This is a genomic window from Microbacterium pygmaeum (assembly GCF_900100885.1).
Classification (GTDB): domain Bacteria; phylum Actinomycetota; class Actinomycetes; order Actinomycetales; family Microbacteriaceae; genus Microbacterium; species Microbacterium pygmaeum.
The window spans coordinates 2,128,384-2,146,201 of sequence record NZ_LT629692.1 but is presented as its reverse complement, the minus strand read 5'-3'; the positions used below and the strand labels follow the sequence as shown (position 1 = coordinate 2,146,201).

Here is a 17,818-nt window from a genome sequence, read left to right as displayed (position 1 = left end):
CTCCGGCCCCGTCCCAGGAGGTATTTCACGTGGAGATCCGCATCGGCATCGCCAACACCGGCCGCGAGCTCAGCTTCGACACGAGCCAGGCCGCGGCCGACGTCAAGAAGTCGGTCGCCGCAGCACTGGACTCGGGCGCCACCCACGTGGAATTCGCCGACGCGAAGGGCACCAGCTACATCGTCCCCACCGCGAGCCTGGCCTACATCGAGCTCGGCACCGAAGAGTCCCGCCGCGTCGGCTTCGTCGCCTGACCCCGACGTGCAGATCCTCCTCGCCTTCATCGTCGGCGCCGCCATCGGTGCGGCCGTCCACTTCGTGGCGCGCGACCGGGGCACGCGCGGAGTCGCATTGGCGCCCGTCCTCGGTGCCCTGGCAGCGGGTCTGGGATGGATGATCCTGACGTGGGCGGGCGTCGGCCTCGACAGCCCATGGTTGTGGCTGTCGGCCGTCGTGGTGCCGATCGTCGTCACCTACCCCGTCGTGACGATCCTCGCCCGGGTGCGCATCGCGCACGATGCCCGCGAGCGGGCGCGTCTCAAGATCGCGTGAGCCTCAGGCCGCCAGGCCCATCGCGTCCATGCGACGCGAGTGCGCACCCATCAGGTCGGTGAACACCGGCTCGACCTTCTTCTCATCCGCGATCGCCAGCGTCGGCGGCCGCAGCGCCGCCCGTGCGATCAGCAGCGTGTCGCCGACCAGGCGCCTGCCCCACATGGCCAGCAGCGACTTCCATTCCGGGTCGCTGGAGATCGTCGCGCCGATGATGTCGACGATCGCCTCGCGGTCGTCATCGGCCTGCAGGATCACGGCGACTCGTCGACCGGTGTCGCCGTAGCTGGCGGACAGCGCGAGGTAGAAGTCGTCGAGCATGCCGGCTGTGATGTGCACCGAGAGCATGGTCTCCTGCGGGCGCACGCCGTGGGTCGCGCGCCGGAAGGCATCCAGCGGCTCCCGGAACGGGAGCATCAGGCTGGTCGGATCATCCCCGCGGTCCCGGATCAGCGCCACGAGCTCTTCGTGCTTGATGAGGGCGGCGCCCGCCGCCCGCGAGAGCGATTCCTTCTGGGCGAGCTCCGGGGTGAGGGCGATGAGCTCGGACAGCGTCTCGAAGTACCCGAGCTGCAGGTAGGCGGCCTGGCCGAGGAACGTGTCGATCTCGGGCGCGAGCTCCTCGAAGTCGACCCGGCGCGCGTCGGTGGCCGCATCGCGGGAGCGCAGCTGGAGCTTGCGTCCCTGGGGCTGCCGTTGCCAGAACCACTTCACCACGCGTCACAGCCTAGGACCTCCGGTATCGTGGACTGCGTCCCCGGCGTCGGATCGGGGCTCCCGCGCCTGTGGATGAGAGAGGGCGTGGAACTCATTCCGCCCGCGCGGCACCATCGGATCGCGCCAGGGCACGCATTCAGGCAGCGTCTCACTGCCGGACAGGCACACATCGTGACGACCTTCGCCGAACTCGGCGTCGACCAGGACATCGTTCAGACCCTCGCCGCCAAGGGCATCGTGGACGCATTCCCCATCCAGGAGCAGACCATCCCCCTCGGCCTTCCCGGCCAGGACATCATCGGACAGGCCAAGACCGGCACCGGGAAGACCTTCGGCTTCGGCATCCCCGTGGTGCAGCGCCTCGGTCCCGACCCCGAGCACGGCGTCAAGGCGCTGATCGTCGTCCCGACCCGCGAACTGTGCGTCCAGGTCTACGAGGACATCGACATGCTCACCTCGGGGCGCTCGACCAGCGTCGTGGCCATCTACGGCGGCAAGGCGTACGAGGGCCAGATCGATCAGCTCAAGGCAGGCGCGCAGATCGTCGTCGGCACACCGGGTCGCCTCATCGACCTGAACAACCAGCGACTGCTCGACCTGTCGCACGCGACCGAGGTCGTGCTCGACGAGGCCGACAAGATGCTCGACCTCGGCTTCCTCCCCGACATCGAGAAGATCTTCTCGAAGGTCCCCGCCATCCGGCACACGCAGCTTTTCTCGGCCACGATGCCCGGCCCGATCGTCGCGCTGGCGCGCCGGTTCATGACCAACCCGATCCACATCCGGGCGACCGACCCCGATGAGGGTCTCACCCAGGCGAACATCAACCACCTCGTCTACCGCGCGCACTCGCTGGACAAGGACGAGATCATCGCCCGCATCCTCCAGGCCGACGGCCGCGGCAAGACCGTGATCTTCACGCGCACCAAGCGTGCCGCCCAGCGTCTGTCCGACGAGCTCGGCGACCGCGGGTTCAACACGGCCTCGGTGCACGGCGACATGAGCCAGGAGGCGCGCGAGCGCTCGATGGCCGCGTTCAAGGCCGGCAAGAAGGACGTCCTGATCGCGACCGACGTCGCCGCCCGCGGCATCGACGTCGATGACGTCACGCACGTGATCAACCACACGATCCCCGACGACGAGAAGACCTACCTGCACCGCGCCGGGCGCACCGGCCGCGCCGGCAAGACCGGCATCGCCGTGACCTTCGTCGACTGGGACGACCTGCACAAGTGGGCGCTCATCAACCGTGCGCTCGAGTTCGGCCAGCCCGAGCCCGTCGAGACGTACTCGTCGAGCCCGCACCTGTTCACCGACCTCGACATCCCGGCCGGCACCAAGGGACGCCTCACCACCGCGCCCAAGACGCAGACCGTCAGGACGCAGGATGCCGCAAGCTCGCGCTCCGGCGACCGCGACGCCTCGCGCGATTCCGCCCGCGAAGGTGCGCCGCGCCGTCGTCGCCGTCGCGGCGAGGGCACCGGCGAGGGGCCCAGCGCGGAGAACGCCGCACGGGCCGCGGCCCCCGAGGTGCCGACCGAGCACGGTGCCAGAGACGGAGCCGACGGCGCCGGTACGCACGACGGCGGGGGCAAGGAGCACCACGACGGGAACGCCGCTCCGCGGCGCCGTCGCCGTCGCCGGGGCGGCTCGCGTCCGAGCGGGGCACCGACCGGCGCCTGAACCACGGCGACCGCCCTCCACAACAGGTGATCTCGCCGATACAGGACGATCCAGCCCGATCCCTCCTGCAGCGGCGAGATCACCTGTTCCGGTGCGGTCGGCGGCGACGGTCAGGGTCTATGGTGATCGAGGGCACGCCATGTGCCCCTGTCTACCTCGTCGAAAGGCAATTCCGTGCGATTCATCGATGCCGTCACCACTGACTACGAATATCAGGGCTTCTGGGGCTCCTTCGGAGACATCATCTGGTGGTTCCTGTGGATGTTCGTGTTCATCGCGTACCTCTTCGTGCTGTTCGCGATCATCAGCGACCTGTTCCGCGACCACAAGCTCAACGGCTGGTTCAAGGCGCTGTGGATCATCTTCCTGCTGTTCCTGCCGTTCCTGACCGCACTGGTCTACCTGATCGCGCGCGGACGCGGCATGGGCGAGCGCAGCCAGGCGCAGGCCAAGCAGCTGCAGGCCGCGCAGGCCGAGTACATCAAGTCGGTGACGGGCGGCGCCGCAGGCACCAGCCCCACCGAGGAGATCGCGAAGGCCAAGTCGCTGCTGGACTCGGGCGCTATCACCCAGGCCGAGTTCGACTCGCTCAAGGCCAAGGCGCTCAGCTGAATCCAGGATGCTCAGAACGGCCCCGTCGCGCATCTCGACGGGGCCGTTCCCTTCTCACGGAGGACGAGCGGATGCCGCGGTTCAGGCGTACACCGGCTCCGTACCGGATCCGAGCTCGATGATCCGAGCGACCATCCCGTCGGAAGTCGTGAACTCGCCGGGGACGTTCGGCTTGCCCATTCCGTGGTAGTCGCTGGAGCCGGTGACGATCAGTCCGCGCTCCTGGGTCATCCGCCGCAGCGAGGTGAGCGCCGGCTCGAGGTTCTCGCGGTGGCCGAGTTCGAAACCGGCGAGCCCGGCATCCAGCATCCGGCGCATCAGTCCGTTCGGCAGCAGCCCCGCCCTCCCGGCCGGGTGCGCGATGATCGGGACTCCCCCGGCGCCGACGACCAGCTCGACCGCCGTGACCGGATCGGGTGCGAACAGGGCGATGTAGTAGTCGCCCCGCGGGCTGAGGATGCGCGCGAACGCCTCGGTGCGATCGCGCACGAGACCCTTGGCCACCAGGGCGTCGGCGATGTGCGGGCGCCCGACAGTCGCGCCGTCCGAGGTCTGGGCGAGAATGTCGTCCCAGTTCAGGTCGTAGTCGCGCCCGATCCGATCGGCCATCGTGCGCGCGCGATCCAGCCTCGAGGAGCGGATGCGATCGGTCATGGCGCGCAGCGCACGGTCGTCCGGGTCGATCAAATAGGCCAGCACGTGGATGCTCCGCCACTCGTGATTTGCCGACAGCTCCATGCCAGGCAGGAACGTCATCCCGAGCGAGGCCGTCGCCTCCGCGGCATCCGCCCACCCCGACGTGGTGTCGTGGTCGGTCAGTGCCGCGGTGCGCACTCCGTGCCGGTGCGCCGCCGCCATCACGTGCGCGGCCGACTCGGTGCCATCCGAGTGGATGGAATGCAGATGCAGGTCGCTGGGTCCTTCGAAGAGTCCCTCGAAGCGACGTGAACCCGGCATCCTGCGAGCGTACCGGAGCCTCGGCGGTGCGCCGGCTCGCCCGAATCTCTCAGGCTGCTGACATAGAGTCGCGGGGTGCTGCGCCTGCTGGGGATCCTCGTCACGGTGGTGTGCGCGATCGCCGCCGCCGTCCTCACGTGGCCCGGCTTCTTCCGGGTCGAGCGGACCTTCCCGATCGCTCAGATCGTGTCCTTCCGCGGCGCGCTTCTGGTCGCGTTCGGCGCGGTGCTGGTGCTCGCGCTGCTGCTGGCGATCGCCCGGCCGATACGCGCGCTCGCGCTGTCGATCGCGGTCATCGCCGCGATCGCCGTGGTCGCGAACGTCGTGATCCTCACGGGCCGCGGGATCGGCACGGAGTCCCTTCCGGCGAAGACGGACAGCAGCGTCCGGGTGCTGACGTGGAACACCGCCGGCAGCGCTACCGCACCGGACGCGATCGCCAAGATCGCCGTCGCGATGGACGCCGACATCGTCGCCCTCCCCGAGACGACGATCGAGACCGGTGAGCAGGTCGCGATCGCGATGCGCGAGCTCGGGCATCCGATGTGGGCGCACCATGCCGACAACCCGGACACCGAATGGGATGCGGGATCCACGACCCTCCTGATCGCCCCGGAGATGGGTGACTACGCGGTCATCGAGTCTTCGCAGGACGGCACCAGCAACACCTCGACGGTGCCCAGTGCAGTGGCCATGCCCACCAGCGGCGACGGGCCGATCGTCGTCGCCGCGCACGCCGTCGCGCCTCGGCAGAGCTACATGGCCGACTGGCGGGAAGACCTGCAATGGCTGGCCGACCAGTGCGCGACCGGCAACGTCATCATGGCGGGCGACTTCAATGCGACGGTCGATCACATGACCAACCTGGGCGTCGACGGCGGGACGCTCGGACGATGCCACGACGCGGCGATCGAGACCGGCAACGGCGCGGTCGGCACCTGGTCGGTCGACGTGCCGGCACTGGTGGGCACCCCTATCGATCACGTCATGGCTTCGGAGCGGTGGAAGGCGACGGGATCGATCGTGCTGCGTTCAACGGACGCGTCCGGCAGTGATCATCGTCCCCTGATCGTGCAGCTGGAGCCCGTGGACTGACCCTGTTGCGCCCCTCGGAAAGTGCGAGACTGGATCCATGGCAACGACAGGTGACACGGACGATCTCGGCACGACCGAGCTCGCACCGGAGGCGAACGAGATTCCCGCGAACAGCTCGGTGAATCGCCGCCAGGGCTTCGGACAGGGCTTCCTCGACACGATCTCGACCGGCTGGGCCGAGCGCCCCGAGATCCTCCCGGCGCCGCGCGAGCAGGCCGCAGCCGCCGCACGGCGGCGCGACGCGGTTTCGGGCGCCTTCCCCGGCGCCCGGCTGGTGATCCCCGCGGGGCCGTACCAGGTGCGCAGCAACGACACCGACTACCCGTTCCGCGCGCACTCCGCGTTCTCGCATCTGACCGGTTGGGCCAGCGACTCGGTGCCCGACTCGCTGCTCGTCTTCGACCCGGCAGGCGACGGTCACGACGTGACGCTGTTCTTCCGGGAGCGCGCCGACCGGACCACACCGGAGTTCTACGCCGACCCGACGATCGGCGAGTTCTGGATCGGCCCGCGTCCGGCGCTGGACGGCGTCGCATCCGACCTCGGCCTCGCGACGGCGCACATCGACGACTTCGTCGCAGGCGCCGACGACCTCGTGATCGACCAGGACGCGGAGCTCACCCGGTTCGTCTCCGAGCTGCGCCTGCGCAAGGACGCGTACGAGATCTCGCAGATGCAGCTGGCGGTGGATGTGACCGCCGACGGATTCGACGACATCGTCGCGAACCTGCCGCGCATCATCGATCATCCTCGGGGCGAGCGGGTCGTCGAGGGCGTCTTCCACCAGCGTGCGCGCAGCGACGGCAACTGGGAGGGCTACGACACCATCGCGGCATCCGGTCCGCACGCCTGCTATCTGCACTGGACGCGCAACGACGGGGCGGTCGCGTCGGGCGACCTGATCCTGATCGACGCCGGCGTGGAGCTCGACAGCCTGTACACCGCGGACATCACCCGCACGATTCCGGTGAACGGGCGCTTCAGCGAGGTGCATCGGCGGGTGTACGAGGCCGTCCGAGAGGCGGCGGATGCCGCATTCGCCGCCGCCCGGCCGGGTGCCAGGTTCAGCGATCTGAACGCCGCTGCGTGGGATGTCATCGCCCATCGGCTCGAGGACTGGGGCATCCTTCCCGTCTCCGCGGAGGAGTCGCTGAACCCCGAGACGGGGCACCAGCACCGGCGGTACATGGTGCACGGCACGAGCCACCACCTCGGCATCGACGTGCACGATTGCGCGCAGGCGCGGCGCGAGCTGTACCACGGGGGCACGCTGGAGCCGGGGATGGTGTTCACGATCGAGCCGGGCCTGTACTTCCAGATCGACGATCTCACGGTGCCCGAGGAGTACCGCGGGATCGGGGTGCGCATCGAAGACGACATCCTGATGACCGAGGACGGACCGCGGAATCTGTCGGCGGCGATCCCGCGCACGGCCGACGACGTCGAAGCCTGGGTCGCACGCCTGAATCCTGCGGACCGGTGATCGAGCGCAGCGGCGACTGAGCGTGACGGAGTACGCCCGACCCGGCGCGTTCACGACGCGTCCGACGCTGACCGGCACGTTCGGCATGTCGGCCTCGACGCACTGGCTGGCCACGGCGAGCGCGCAGGCGGTCCTCGAGCGCGGCGGCAACGCCTTCGACGCGGTGGTCGCGGGCGGCTTCGTGCTGCACGTCGTCGAACCGCACCTGAACGGGCCAGGAGGCGACCTCGTCGGCATCTTCGCGACCGCGCAGGACCCGGCGACCCCGGTCGTGCTCATGGGACAGGGGCCGGCGCCGGCCGGTGCGACCATCGAGCACTTCCACGCCGAAGGCCTCGACCTGGTGCCCGGCGCCGGCGGGCTGGCAGCCGCGATCCCCGGCGCGGTCGATGCGTGGCTGCTTCTGCTGCGCGACCACGGGACGTGGGAGCTCGCCGACGTGCTCGCGTTCGCCGTCGACTACGCCAGGAACGGTGCTCCGCTGGCCGCCCAGGCCAGTGCGACCATCGCCAGGGTCGCGGAGCTGTTCCGGGAGCACTGGCCCACCTCCGCTCAACGGTGGATGCCGGACGGCGAGCCGCCCGCGGCCGGTTCGATCATCCGCAACCCGGCGTACGCGAGCGTGCTGGACCGCCTCATCGCTGCCGGGCGATCCGTGCGCGGCGCGTGCGAGGACGACGGTCCGGTGGGCAGGGCCGCGCGTATCGACGCCGCCCGCGCGGAGTGGAAGACCGGGATCGTCGCGCAGCACGCGGCCGCGTTCCTGTCCGAACCCCATCGCCATTCCGACGGCACCGATCACGCGGCCGTCATCTCGGCGCAGGATTTCGCCGACTTCGACGCCTCGTACGAGGACGCCGTGACAGTGCCGTTCCGCGGTCACACGATCGCGAAGGCCGGCGCGTGGACGCAGGGTCCGGCGCTTCTGCAGGCACTGCGGATCCTCGACGGGCTCCCGGAGACCGATCCGTCGACGGCCGCCGGTGCCCATAACGTGATCGAGGCGCTCAAGCTCGCCCTCGCCGACCGCGATGCGTACTACGGCGACACCGAGGACGCGCTGGATGTGCTGCTGTCCGCCGAGTACGCGGCATCCCGTCGGGATCTCATCGACCAGACCGCGTCGACGAGATGGCGACCCGGGCATGTGCCCGGGCGGGTGCCGTTTCATCCCCCGCTGCGCTCGCACTCGGGCGAATCGTCAGCCGGCACCGGCGAGCCGACGGTGGCACGGTCGGGCGAGACCCGCGGAGACACCTGCCACATCGATGTGATCGACCGCTGGGGCAACATCGTGGCCGTCACGCCGTCGGGCGGCTGGCTGCAGTCCTCTCCGACGATACCCGCACTCGGCTTCTGCCTCGGCACGCGGCTGCAGGTGACGTGGCTGGATGCCTCCTCCCCCGCCGCGCTGCTGCCGGGGCGGCGTCCGCGGACCACCCTCACCCCAACGCTGGTGCTCCGCGACGGGCGGGCGGTCATGGCGCTCGGCAGTCCCGGCGGGGACCATCAGGAGCAGTGGCAGCTCTCTGCGCTCCTGCGGATGCTGGTCGGGGGCTATTCGCCGCAGCAGGCGATCGACGCACCGTCACTGCACACGACCGCCCTCATCGACTCGTTCTGGCCGCGCACGTTCGACCCGACGGGGGTGGTCGTCGAGGATCGCCTCGGCGACGCGCTCGTCGCGGAGCTCGAGCGCCGCGGACACCGCGTCACCCGCGCCGGGGACTGGGCGCTCGGTCGCGTGTCGGCGGTGGGACGGGATGCCGCCGCCGGCCTCCTCTGGGCGGCGGCGAACCCCCGCGGCATGCAGGGTTACGCGGCCGGACGATGAAGCCCTTCTACATCACGACGGCGATCGCGTACCCCAACGGCGCCCCGCACATCGGCCACGCGTACGAGTACATCGCCACCGACGCGATCGCGCGCTTCAGGCGCCTGGACGGCGACGACGTGCGCTTCCTCACGGGAACCGATGAGCACGGGCTGAAGATGGCGCAGACCGCTGAGGCCCAGGGCGTGCCCACCGCGCTGCTGGCCCGGCGCAACTCCGACGCCTTCGAAGCGCTGCAGAGCGCGTTGGACATCTCGTTCGACCGCTTCATCCGCACCACCGACGCCGACCACGTCGCGGCCTCGATCGCCATCTGGAGAGCGATGGAACAGGCGGGCGACATCTACCTCGACACCTACGCGGGCTGGTACTCGGTGCGCGATGAGCGCTTCTACACCGAGGACGAGCTCGAGATCGGCGACGACGGGCACAAGCGCTCCCGTGAGACCGGCGCGCCCGTGGTGTGGACCGAGGAGCAGACCTACTTCTTCCGGTTGTCCGCCTACGCCGACCGGCTTCTGGAGCATTACGACACTCACCCGGACTTCATCGGCCCGCCCTCGCGGCGCAATGAGATCCTGAGCTTCGTGCGGTCGGGACTCCGCGATATGTCCATCTCCCGCACCACGTTCGACTGGGGCGTGCCGGTGCCCGATCACCCCGAGCACGTCATGTACGTGTGGGTCGACGCCCTGACCAACTATCTGACCGGCGCTGGATACCCCGACACCGACTCCGTGGACTTCGGCCGCTACTGGCCGGCAGACGTGCACGTGATCGGGAAGGACATCATCCGGTTCCACGCCGTGTACTGGCCCGCGTTCCTCCTCTCGGCCGGCATTGCGCTCCCCCGGCGCGTCTTCGCGCACGGATTCGTGCTGAACGACGGCAGGAAGATGGGAAAGTCGGTCGGCAACGTGCTGGACCCGATCGAGCTCGTGGATCGATTCGGAGTCGATCGCGTGCGCCACTTCCTGCTGCGCGAGATGACCTTCGGCGAGGACGGCAGCTACAGCGACGACGCGCTGATCACCCGGACCAACGCCGACCTTGCGAACGAGCTCGGCAACCTGGCGCAGCGCTCCCTCTCGATGATCCAGAAGAACCTCGGCGGTATCGTCCCCGATCCCGGACCCTTCAGCGCTCCCGACATCGAGCTGCTCGGGCTCGCCGACGGGCTGCTGCCCGTCGTTCGGCGCCGCTTCGAGGCACCCGCGATGCACCTCGGCCTCGAGGCGATCTGGAGTGTGCTGGGAGCGGCCAATCGCTACTTCTCGTCACAGGAGCCGTGGACCCTGCGCAGATCCTCGGCCGAGGCGGACCAGGAGCGGTTCCGGACCGTGCTGTACGTGACGATCGAGGTCGTGCGGATCGCCGCGCTGCTGGTCCAGCCGGTGATCCCCGGTGCTGCGGCACGGTTGCTCGACCTGGTCGCGATGCCCGTCGACAGGCGCGACTTCAGCATGATCGGCGAGCGCATCGCGCCGGGAACCCGCCTGCCGGCACCGGTCCCCGTCTTCCCACGACTGGACCCGCTTCCGCCCGCCTGAACCGCATTCCGGCGAGGATGGGAACGTGCCTCTTCTGACCGTCGTCCACGGCGACATCACCGAGCAGGACGTCGACGCGATCGTCAACGCCGCGAACAATCGCATGCGCGGCGGCGGCGGCGTGGACGGAGCGATCCATCGAGCGGCGGGGCCGGGCCTGCTGGCCGAGTGCGTCGAGCGATTCCCTCGCGGACTCGCCACCGGAGACGCCGGCTGGACCACGGGCGGCGACCTCCCCGCCACCTGGGTCATCCACACCGCGGGGCCGAACTACAGCGCCGGGGAACGCGACCGGACGCTGCTGGAGTCCTGCTATCGGCGCGCACTCGAGGTGGCCGGCGAGCGGGGTGCGCGCACGGTCGCCTTCCCGCTGATCAGCGCGGGGATCTACGGCTGGCCGATCGACGACGCCATCGCCGTTGCCGTGGAGACGGTCGGCGACGCGCTCGCGCATGCACCGACGAGCGTCGAGGAAGTGCGGCTGGTGGCGTTCGACCAGGCCAAGATGCGCTCGATCGACGCACTGATCCGATCGCGGTTCCCGGCGCAGCACGGGAACTGAGTGAGGTGCACGGTTGCCTGTCAGCGTAGCGTTGCGTGCATGAGACATGGGATCGTCCTGCTGCCCCAGCACCGATGGGCGGATGCTACGCCACTGTGGCGCCGCGCGGAGGAATACGGCTTCGACCACGCGTGGACCTACGACCACCTCTCGTGGCGGAGCCTCGCCGACCAGCCCTGGTACGCGACCATCCCGACACTCACCGCCGCGGCGACGGTGACCACGCGGATCGGGCTCGGACTCTTCGTGGCGAGCCCCAACTTCCGCCACCCGGTGCCCTTCGCCAAGGAACTCGCGACCCTCGATGACATCTCCGCCGGGCGGCTGCTGATCGGGGTGGGCTCCGGCGGCACGGGGTTCGATGCATTCGTGCTCGGCCAGGACGAACTCACCGCGCGGCAGCGCCATGCGCGCTTCGTCGAGTTCGTCGACGACCTCGACGTGCTCCTGCGTTTCGAGGAGCCGGGTTCGGGCGGCATCTCGTTCGACGGCGACTGGTTCACGGCGCGCTCGGCGCGGATGGTCGGCGCGCCGGCGCAGCTCCCCCGCGCCCCCCTCCTGGTGGCAGGCAACGGGCCGAAGGCCATCGCGTACGCGGCATCCCGCGGCGATGGCTGGATCACCACCGGCGGGAACGAGGAGGGCGAGGCGCAGTGGTGGGCCGGAGTGGCCGCGCTCGCACGTCGCTTCGAGGACGCCGTCGAGAGCGCGGAACGGACGACCCCGGCATCCCGAACCCTCTCCTTGGACAACGAGGTGCGCTACTTCCTGCGCAGCGCGGCGGCCTACGAGGACGCAGTCGGTCGTGCCGAGCAGCTGGGCTTCACCGACGTCATCAGCCACTGGCCGCGTCCCAACGGCATCTACGCCGGGTCGGAGTCGGTGCTGGACGACATCGTCGGCCTACTCCGCGACCACGGGTAGCTGCTCAGGACCGCCGGCGCATCCAGTCGACCACGAGCGGCGCGAGGTCTGCGCCGACCTCGTTCGGCGGACGCTTCCGACCCTTCACTTCGAAGGAGTGCCCGCCGCCGTCGATCCAGGAGACCTCGGCGTCCTGGCAGGACGTCACCGCGTCATCCAGCTGGGCGATCGGCTGGATGAACGGGTCAGTGGTTCCTTCGACGAACAGCTGCGGCTGGATGATCTCGGGCAGGTGCGCCACGCGGGCCTTCGCCGGATCTCCCGGCGGATGCAGCGGGTATCCGAGGTAGACGAGCCCGACGGGATCGATGACACGCGCCGCGGCCGCCATCGACGCCATCCGCCCGCCGTAGGACTTTCCGGCCGCCCACACCGGCGTCGATCCCGCCGAGAGGTGGTCGACGATCGCCGACCAGGTCGACACCGCGTGCGCGGCAGGCCCCGGCATCCGTCGGCCCGCCTCCGCATACGGGAAGTTGAACCGCGCGATCGTGACGCCGAGCGCGTGCATGCCCCGGGCGAAACCGAGGAGGAATGGATGCCGGTACCCGGCGCCCGCACCGTGCGCAAGGGCCATCGTGGCCCAGGCATCGTCAGCTCGTTCGAGGTCGACCGAGACTCCGACCGGCCCTGAGGGCAGTTCGACCCGGACGACCTGCGCCTCGGATCGCCCGGTCATCAGCGCTCCGGCGGCAGCGCAGCTCCGGAGCCGGGCGCGCCCGCGATTCCGCCGCCGTCGACACCACCGGGCTCGCCATCGGGGATCCCGCCGTCTGCGACGGGCGAGGGGTCGACCCGCTCGCCGTACCGCGGTGGCTCGACCGGCGTGACCGGTTCGTCCGCGGGCGGCGGCGTCGGGGCCGCCACCGGCCCCGACGGCGCCGCGGTGGGACGACGGTCTGCGGGAGTCGCGGCCGACCCGATGACCTCGCGCGCGCGATGGATGCTGGATGCGGCGACCGTCACCTCGTAGTGATCTGCCAGCACCTGCATGACCGACGCGTAGTCGCGCCGACGGCGCACGAACGAATAGGTGACGATGCTCATCAGCATGCCGAGCGCGATACCGACGAAGATCACACCGACGAAGGCCTGGATCGGCACCGACGGCGTTCCGATCACGAGGATCGCGGAGAACAGCAGACCCAGCAGCACGCCGTTGATCGCCCCGGAGCGTGCGGCGGCGGCATAGCCCAGGCGTCCGGTGATGCGCTCGATGGAGCGCAGGCCCTGCCCGACGATCGCGATGTCGCGCGCCGGGACGTTCTCGGCGATCAGCTTCGAAACGGTCTTCTGCGCAGCCTCGTAGCTCGGGAAGCTCGCCACGGTCTGCCCGACATCGTCGGCTGCCTGCGGGAATCGTCCGCCCATCATGCTCACCCTCACATTGTCCCACGCGGCGCTTCCTCTCCTGCCTGCGCCGACGCGACTACGCTGGAAGCGTGAGCACGCAGAGGGTCTTCGTGGCGCGCCTTTCGGGGTGCTTCGTCTTCGACCCCGTCGGCGACCGCCTCGGCAGGGTCCGCGACGTCGTGGTCATCTACCGCCAGAACGACCCGCCGCGCGTGGTCGGACTCGTCGTGGAGATCCCCGGCCGGCGCCACGTCTTCGTCTCGATCGGGCGGGTCACCTCGATCGCCACCGGCCAGGTCATCACGACGGGACTGATCAACGTGCGCCGCTTCCAGCAGCGCGGGGGCGAGGTGCGGGTGATGTCCGAACTCGTCGGTCGTCGCGTGTTCCTCCGCGACGGCTCCGGCACCGCGGTCATCGAGGATGTCGCGATCGAGCGCAACCGGCTGGGCGAATGGGATGTCGGGCAGCTCTTCCTGCGCCGCCCCCGCACCAGCGCCTCCCCCTTCGCGAAGGGACCGACCACGTTCGCGAACTGGTCGGAGGTGCAGGAGCAGCAGATCCCGGGCGAGGCGCAGTCGGCCGAGCAGCTCGTCGCGACCTATGCCGACCTGCGACCCGCCGATCTGGCCAACACGCTCCTCGACCTCTCGGACGAACGCATGATCGAGGTCGCCGAGGAGCTCTCCGACGAGCGTCTCGCCGACGCGCTCGAGGAGATGCCCGAGGAGGAGCAGGTTCACATCCTCGAACAGCTCGGCGACGAGCGCGCGGCCGACATCCTCGACGCGATGGAGCCCGATGACGCCGCCGACCTTCTCGGTCAGCTGCCCGATGACCGCTCCGAGCACCTCCTGGATCTGATGGAGCCCGAGGAGGCCGAGGACGTGCGCGCCCTCCTGCAGTACGGACCCGACACGGCCGGCGGTCTGATGACCAGCGAGCCGATCGTGCTGTCGGCCGACGCGACGGTGGCCGAGGCGCTCGCGCTGATCCGTCGCCACGAGCTGCACCCGGCCCTTGCCGCCTCGGTGTTCGTCACCCTGCCGCCGTACGAGACGCCCACCGGACGGCTGCTGGGCACCGTCCACTTCCAGCGGATGCTGCGCTATCCGCCGCACGAGCGGCTCGGCGCCATCATCGACGACACCCTGGAGCCCGCGACGGCCACGGCCTCCGCTGCGGAGGTGGCGCGGATGCTGGCCAGCTACAACCTCGTCTCGCTTCCGGTCGTCGACGACGCCCACCGGCTGGTCGGCGCGGTATCGGTCGACGACGTGCTGGACTACCTTCTGCCCGAGGACTGGCGCTCGCACGACGGAGGCGATGATCACCTCGCCGGCGCTGCCGTTGCCCCCACGACCGCCGGCATCCCGAGGAGACGGTGATGGCACGCCCCTCCCGCATGCCCGCGCTGGACGCGCCTCGGGGCCGCAGCGGCATGCTCAACCGCAACCCGCAGCCGTCCCGCGACCGGTTCGGCCGCTTCTCCGAAGCCTTCGCACGCGGGATGGGAACGTCGGGGTTCCTGATCGGCATGACGGTCTTCGTGGCCGCCTGGCTGCTGTGGAACTCGCTGGCTCCTGTCGATCTGCAGTTCGACCCGAAGGCCACGAACTTCACCCTCCTCACGCTCATCCTGTCGCTGCAGGCGTCTTACGCCGCTCCGCTGATCCTGCTCGCCCAGAATCGGCAGGACGACCGCGACCGCGTCCAGATCGAGCAGGATCGCCAGCGCGCCGAGCGCAACCTCGCCGACACCGAGTACCTCGCACGTGAGATCGTCGCGCTGCGAATGGCGCTGACGGACGGCTCCAGCGGTGCCGTGACCAAGGACGTCCTGCGCAACGAGCTCAAGGCGATGCTCGAACAGCTCGACACCCGCGCGGACGAACGGGACGGCTCCGGCCGGTGACCCGCCACACCGGCTCCGACGTCGCCGGCCCGAACGATGCCGACGCGGTCCGGCGTGCCGTCGGCGCGGTCGTCGATCCCGAGCTGCGGCGTCCGATCGCCGAGCTCGGCATGCTCCGTGAGATCACGCTCGATCAGGGGCTGGCCTCGGTCGGGATCGTGCTGACCATCGTGGGCTGCCCCGCCGCCGATCGCATCGCCGCCGACGTCCGCCGAGCCGCGGCATCCGTTCCCGGCGTCAGCGCTGTCGACCTCTCCGTCGGCGTGATGACACCCGCGGAGCGACGTGAGCTGACCGAGTCGCTGCGCGGCGGGCGGGCGGCTCGGGAGATGCCCTTCGGACCCGACTCGCTCACCCGTGTGATTGCGGTGACCAGCGGCAAGGGCGGCGTCGGCAAATCGACGGTCACCGCCAACCTCGCCACCGCGCTGGCCTCCCGCGGACTCGCTGTCGGCCTCATCGATGCGGACGTGCACGGCTTCTCGATCCCGGGCCTGCTGGGGCTCGTCGCTGCCGGTGGCAGCGTGCCGCAGCCCACCCGCATCGACGAGCTCATGCTCCCGCCGGTCGCGCACGGCGTGAAGGTCATCTCGATCGGCATGTTCCTGCGCGGCGCGTCAGGACCGGTGGAAGCGGTGGCCTGGCGGGGACCGATGCTGCACCGCACGGTCTCGCAGTTCCTCACCGACGTGTACTTCGGCGACCTCGACGTGCTGCTGCTGGACATGCCGCCCGGGACCGGCGACATCGCGATCTCGGTCGGCCAGCTGCTCCCCCACGCCGAAGTGATCGTGGTGACCACTCCGCAGTCCGCGGCATCCGACGTCGCCGTCCGCAGCGGCCTGGTGGCACGCCAGACAGGTCAGCGTGTGATCGGCGTCGTCGAGAACATGGCCGCGATGACGCTCCCCGACGGGACGACACTCGACCTGTTCGGCGCGGGCGGCGGCGCGCAGGTCGCCGAGATGCTCTCCCGCGGCGAGGACGACGTCCCCGTGCTCGGGTCGGTCCCCCTCAGCCCGCTGCTGCGCAGCGACGGCGATGCGGGCACGCCGATCGTCACCGCACACCCCGACGACCCTGCGGCGATCGCGATCGAGCGGATCGCCGCCGGCCTGGCCGCGACGCCGCGCGGGCTTGCGGGGCGCGCGCTTCCAATGCGGCTGCGATAAGCCGGTGCCCGCTCGCGCGGTGGCGGATCGAGCCCCCGGCTCAGGTGGCTTCGGTGTCGTACGGCGGCTTGCGGTCGGCCTGGAACCGGTCGGAGGTCTCCGTGGGTCCATCGATCAGCGGGGTCGCGCTGGTCATCGCGGCCGCGGCGCTCACCGCCTTCACCGTCGGCACGGGAGCGTCATCCAGCAGCGCCTCGCGGATGATGCGCCGCGGATCGTACTGGCGGGGATCCAGCGTCCGCCAGTCGACGTCGTCGAAGTCCCCGCCCATCTCCTCTTTCACGCGCGACTTGGCGTTGGTCACGTACTCGCGTGCGCGTTTGGTGAACCGTGCGAGGGTCTCGGCATAGCGAGGCAGCCGCTCGGGCCCGATGAGCAGCCCGGCGATCAACCCGATCAGCAGGAGCTTCTCGATCGTGATGCCGAAGAACATGCCTTCAGATTACCGCCGCGCCTGAGCAGTCGACGCCGCACCGACACGTAGGCTGACATCGAAGGAGCACCGATGGGCGAGCAGGACGCGAACTACCGCTTCGCCGATGAGGCGACGATCGAACCGGATCACATCTCGAAGGCGCGTGCGTATGCACTCGAGATCGGCGCCGCACCCATCTCCCCCGCCGTCGGAGCGCAGTGCGCAGTGATCGCGGCGTCATCCCGTGCACTCAACATCGTCGAGATCGGCACCGGCGCCGGCGTGTCCGGGCTCTGGCTTCTGCACGGCTCGCCCCGCGCCACGCTGACCACGATCGACAGCGAACCCGAGCACCTCGGCGCGGCGCGCCAGTCGTTCGCAGACGCTAAGGTTCCCCCGGCTCGTGTGCGCTTCATCACCGGTCGAGCGATGGAAGTGCTCCCCCGCATGAACGAAGCGTCATACGACATCGTGCTGGTGGATGCCGACCCGGATGGCGTCATCGATTACGTCGAGCACGGACTCCGCCTGGTCCGGGCCGGCGGCACCGTGCTGATCCCCCGCGTGCTGAACCGCGGCGCCGTCGCCGATCCTGTGCGCCGGGACGCGGTGACGGCCTCGTATCGCTCGCTGATCCACGAGACCCAAGCGTCCGCCGCCGTCATCGGCGCCCTGTCCATCGTCGGCGAGGGCCTTCTCCAGCTGACCACGACTCCTCCGGACTGACGGGAATCCACGCGAAACGGCCGGTCGAGGTTCGACCGGCCGTTCTCGTGTGAGGTGTGATCAGACGGGGTTGACGACCCCGCCGAGCACGTCGTAGAGCTCCTTGGCCTCAGCGTCGTTCACCGAGACGACGAGGCGTCCTCCACCCTCGAGCGGAACCCGCACGATGATGAGACGACCCTCCTTCACGGCCTCCATCGGCCCGTCTCCGGTTCTCGGCTTCATGGCTGCCATTGCGGCTCCCTTTCGTCGTGGTCTGCGTGTCGAG

General features: G+C 69.9%; 20 protein-coding genes. 14 read left to right on the top strand and 6 right to left on the bottom strand.

The window, feature by feature from the left end; genetic code table 11:
* Positions 1-29 precede the first annotated feature (29 nt).
* A complete protein-coding gene (locus tag BLT19_RS10120; RefSeq protein ID WP_091489394.1) occupies positions 30-254 on the top strand; it encodes a DUF3107 domain-containing protein in 225 nt (74 codons plus the stop codon).
* 7 nt (positions 255-261) lie between these two features.
* Positions 262-552 carry a hypothetical protein gene (locus BLT19_RS10115; protein ID WP_091489391.1) on the top strand — a complete coding sequence of 97 codons (291 nt, stop codon included), beginning with the start codon at positions 262-264 and terminating at the stop codon, positions 550-552.
* A 3-nt stretch (positions 553-555) separates the two neighbouring features.
* On the opposite strand, the gene BLT19_RS10110 is transcribed toward BLT19_RS10115, so the two are convergent.
* On the bottom strand, positions 556-1,269 hold the full coding sequence (locus tag BLT19_RS10110; protein ID WP_091489389.1) for a ferritin-like fold-containing protein: 714 nt from the start codon (positions 1,267-1,269) through the stop codon (positions 556-558).
* A gap of 171 nt (positions 1,270-1,440) precedes the next feature.
* Here BLT19_RS10110 and BLT19_RS10105 point away from each other — a divergent pair, with 171 nt between their 5' ends.
* Both BLT19_RS10105 and BLT19_RS10100 read left to right on the top strand, forming a co-directional pair.
* Positions 1,441-2,952 (top strand): DEAD/DEAH box helicase, encoded by a 1,512-nt coding sequence (locus tag BLT19_RS10105; RefSeq protein ID WP_091493746.1) that lies wholly within the window; start codon positions 1,441-1,443, stop codon positions 2,950-2,952.
* Positions 2,953-3,126: 174 nt separating this feature from the next.
* Complete coding sequence (locus BLT19_RS10100; protein WP_231917606.1) at positions 3,127-3,564, top strand: SHOCT domain-containing protein; 438 nt, start codon at positions 3,127-3,129, stop codon at positions 3,562-3,564.
* Between the two features lie 81 nt (positions 3,565-3,645).
* Here BLT19_RS10100 and BLT19_RS10095 read toward each other — a convergent pair whose 3' ends face one another.
* Positions 3,646-4,521 (bottom strand): PHP domain-containing protein, encoded by an 876-nt coding sequence (locus BLT19_RS10095; protein ID WP_091489386.1) that lies wholly within the window; start codon positions 4,519-4,521, stop codon positions 3,646-3,648.
* A gap of 75 nt (positions 4,522-4,596) precedes the next feature.
* Between BLT19_RS10095 and BLT19_RS10090 the strand changes: the two genes are divergently transcribed.
* From BLT19_RS10090 to BLT19_RS10065, 6 genes are all read left to right on the top strand, one after another.
* Positions 4,597-5,616 (top strand): endonuclease/exonuclease/phosphatase family protein, encoded by a 1,020-nt coding sequence (locus BLT19_RS10090; RefSeq protein WP_091489383.1) that lies wholly within the window; start codon positions 4,597-4,599, stop codon positions 5,614-5,616.
* Between the two features lie 37 nt (positions 5,617-5,653).
* Positions 5,654-7,099 (top strand): aminopeptidase P family protein, encoded by a 1,446-nt coding sequence (locus tag BLT19_RS10085; RefSeq protein WP_091489381.1) that lies wholly within the window; start codon positions 5,654-5,656, stop codon positions 7,097-7,099.
* An 85-nt stretch (positions 7,100-7,184) separates the two neighbouring features.
* On the top strand, positions 7,185-8,933 hold the full coding sequence (locus tag BLT19_RS10080; RefSeq protein WP_091493738.1) for a gamma-glutamyltransferase family protein: 1,749 nt from the start codon (positions 7,185-7,187) through the stop codon (positions 8,931-8,933).
* Positions 8,930-10,483: a methionine--tRNA ligase gene (gene metG, locus BLT19_RS10075; protein ID WP_091489379.1), complete on the top strand. Its 1,554-nt coding sequence runs from the start codon at positions 8,930-8,932 to the stop codon at positions 10,481-10,483. The genes BLT19_RS10080 and metG overlap by 4 nt, the downstream gene beginning before the upstream one ends.
* A gap of 25 nt (positions 10,484-10,508) precedes the next feature.
* On the top strand, positions 10,509-11,045 hold the full coding sequence (locus tag BLT19_RS10070) for an O-acetyl-ADP-ribose deacetylase (RefSeq protein ID WP_091489376.1): 537 nt from the start codon (positions 10,509-10,511) through the stop codon (positions 11,043-11,045).
* 39 nt (positions 11,046-11,084) lie between these two features.
* Positions 11,085-11,969, top strand: coding sequence for an LLM class flavin-dependent oxidoreductase (locus BLT19_RS10065; protein WP_091489374.1), 885 nt, complete (start codon positions 11,085-11,087; stop codon positions 11,967-11,969).
* A gap of 4 nt (positions 11,970-11,973) precedes the next feature.
* Here the strand turns inward: BLT19_RS10065 and BLT19_RS10060 are convergent, their stop codons facing one another.
* Both BLT19_RS10060 and BLT19_RS10055 read right to left on the bottom strand, forming a co-directional pair.
* A complete protein-coding gene (locus tag BLT19_RS10060; RefSeq protein ID WP_091489371.1) occupies positions 11,974-12,648 on the bottom strand; it encodes an alpha/beta hydrolase family protein in 675 nt (224 codons plus the stop codon).
* Positions 12,648-13,343 carry a general stress protein gene (locus BLT19_RS10055; protein WP_407939831.1) on the bottom strand — a complete coding sequence of 232 codons (696 nt, stop codon included), beginning with the start codon at positions 13,341-13,343 and terminating at the stop codon, positions 12,648-12,650. Before BLT19_RS10055 ends, BLT19_RS10060 begins: the two co-directional genes overlap by 1 nt.
* A 68-nt stretch (positions 13,344-13,411) precedes the next feature.
* Between BLT19_RS10055 and BLT19_RS10050 the strand changes: the two genes are divergently transcribed.
* The 3 genes from BLT19_RS10050 to BLT19_RS10040 are packed head-to-tail and all read left to right on the top strand — an operon-like array spanning position 13,412 to position 16,409.
* Positions 13,412-14,710, top strand: a complete 1,299-nt coding sequence (locus tag BLT19_RS10050) for a magnesium transporter MgtE N-terminal domain-containing protein (RefSeq protein ID WP_091489369.1) — start codon at positions 13,412-13,414, stop codon at positions 14,708-14,710.
* On the top strand, positions 14,710-15,237 hold the full coding sequence (locus BLT19_RS10045) for a DUF1003 domain-containing protein (RefSeq protein ID WP_091489366.1): 528 nt from the start codon (positions 14,710-14,712) through the stop codon (positions 15,235-15,237). The genes BLT19_RS10050 and BLT19_RS10045 overlap by 1 nt, the downstream gene beginning before the upstream one ends.
* The gene (locus BLT19_RS10040) at positions 15,234-16,409 is read left to right on the top strand and encodes an Mrp/NBP35 family ATP-binding protein (protein ID WP_091489363.1); all 1,176 of its coding nucleotides are present in this window, start codon (positions 15,234-15,236) and stop codon (positions 16,407-16,409) included. Before BLT19_RS10045 ends, BLT19_RS10040 begins: the two co-directional genes overlap by 4 nt.
* A 40-nt stretch (positions 16,410-16,449) precedes the next feature.
* On the opposite strand, the gene BLT19_RS10035 is transcribed toward BLT19_RS10040, so the two are convergent.
* Positions 16,450-16,842 (bottom strand): Sec-independent protein translocase family protein, encoded by a 393-nt coding sequence (locus tag BLT19_RS10035; RefSeq protein WP_091489361.1) that lies wholly within the window; start codon positions 16,840-16,842, stop codon positions 16,450-16,452.
* A gap of 72 nt (positions 16,843-16,914) precedes the next feature.
* On the opposite strand from BLT19_RS10035, the gene BLT19_RS10030 reads away from it, so the two are divergent.
* The gene (locus BLT19_RS10030) at positions 16,915-17,550 is read left to right on the top strand and encodes an O-methyltransferase (protein WP_091489358.1); all 636 of its coding nucleotides are present in this window, start codon (positions 16,915-16,917) and stop codon (positions 17,548-17,550) included.
* A gap of 60 nt (positions 17,551-17,610) precedes the next feature.
* Here the strand turns inward: BLT19_RS10030 and BLT19_RS10025 are convergent, their stop codons facing one another.
* Complete coding sequence (locus tag BLT19_RS10025; protein WP_091489355.1) at positions 17,611-17,784, bottom strand: DUF3117 domain-containing protein; 174 nt, start codon at positions 17,782-17,784, stop codon at positions 17,611-17,613.
* Between the last annotated feature and the right edge of the window lie 34 nt (positions 17,785-17,818).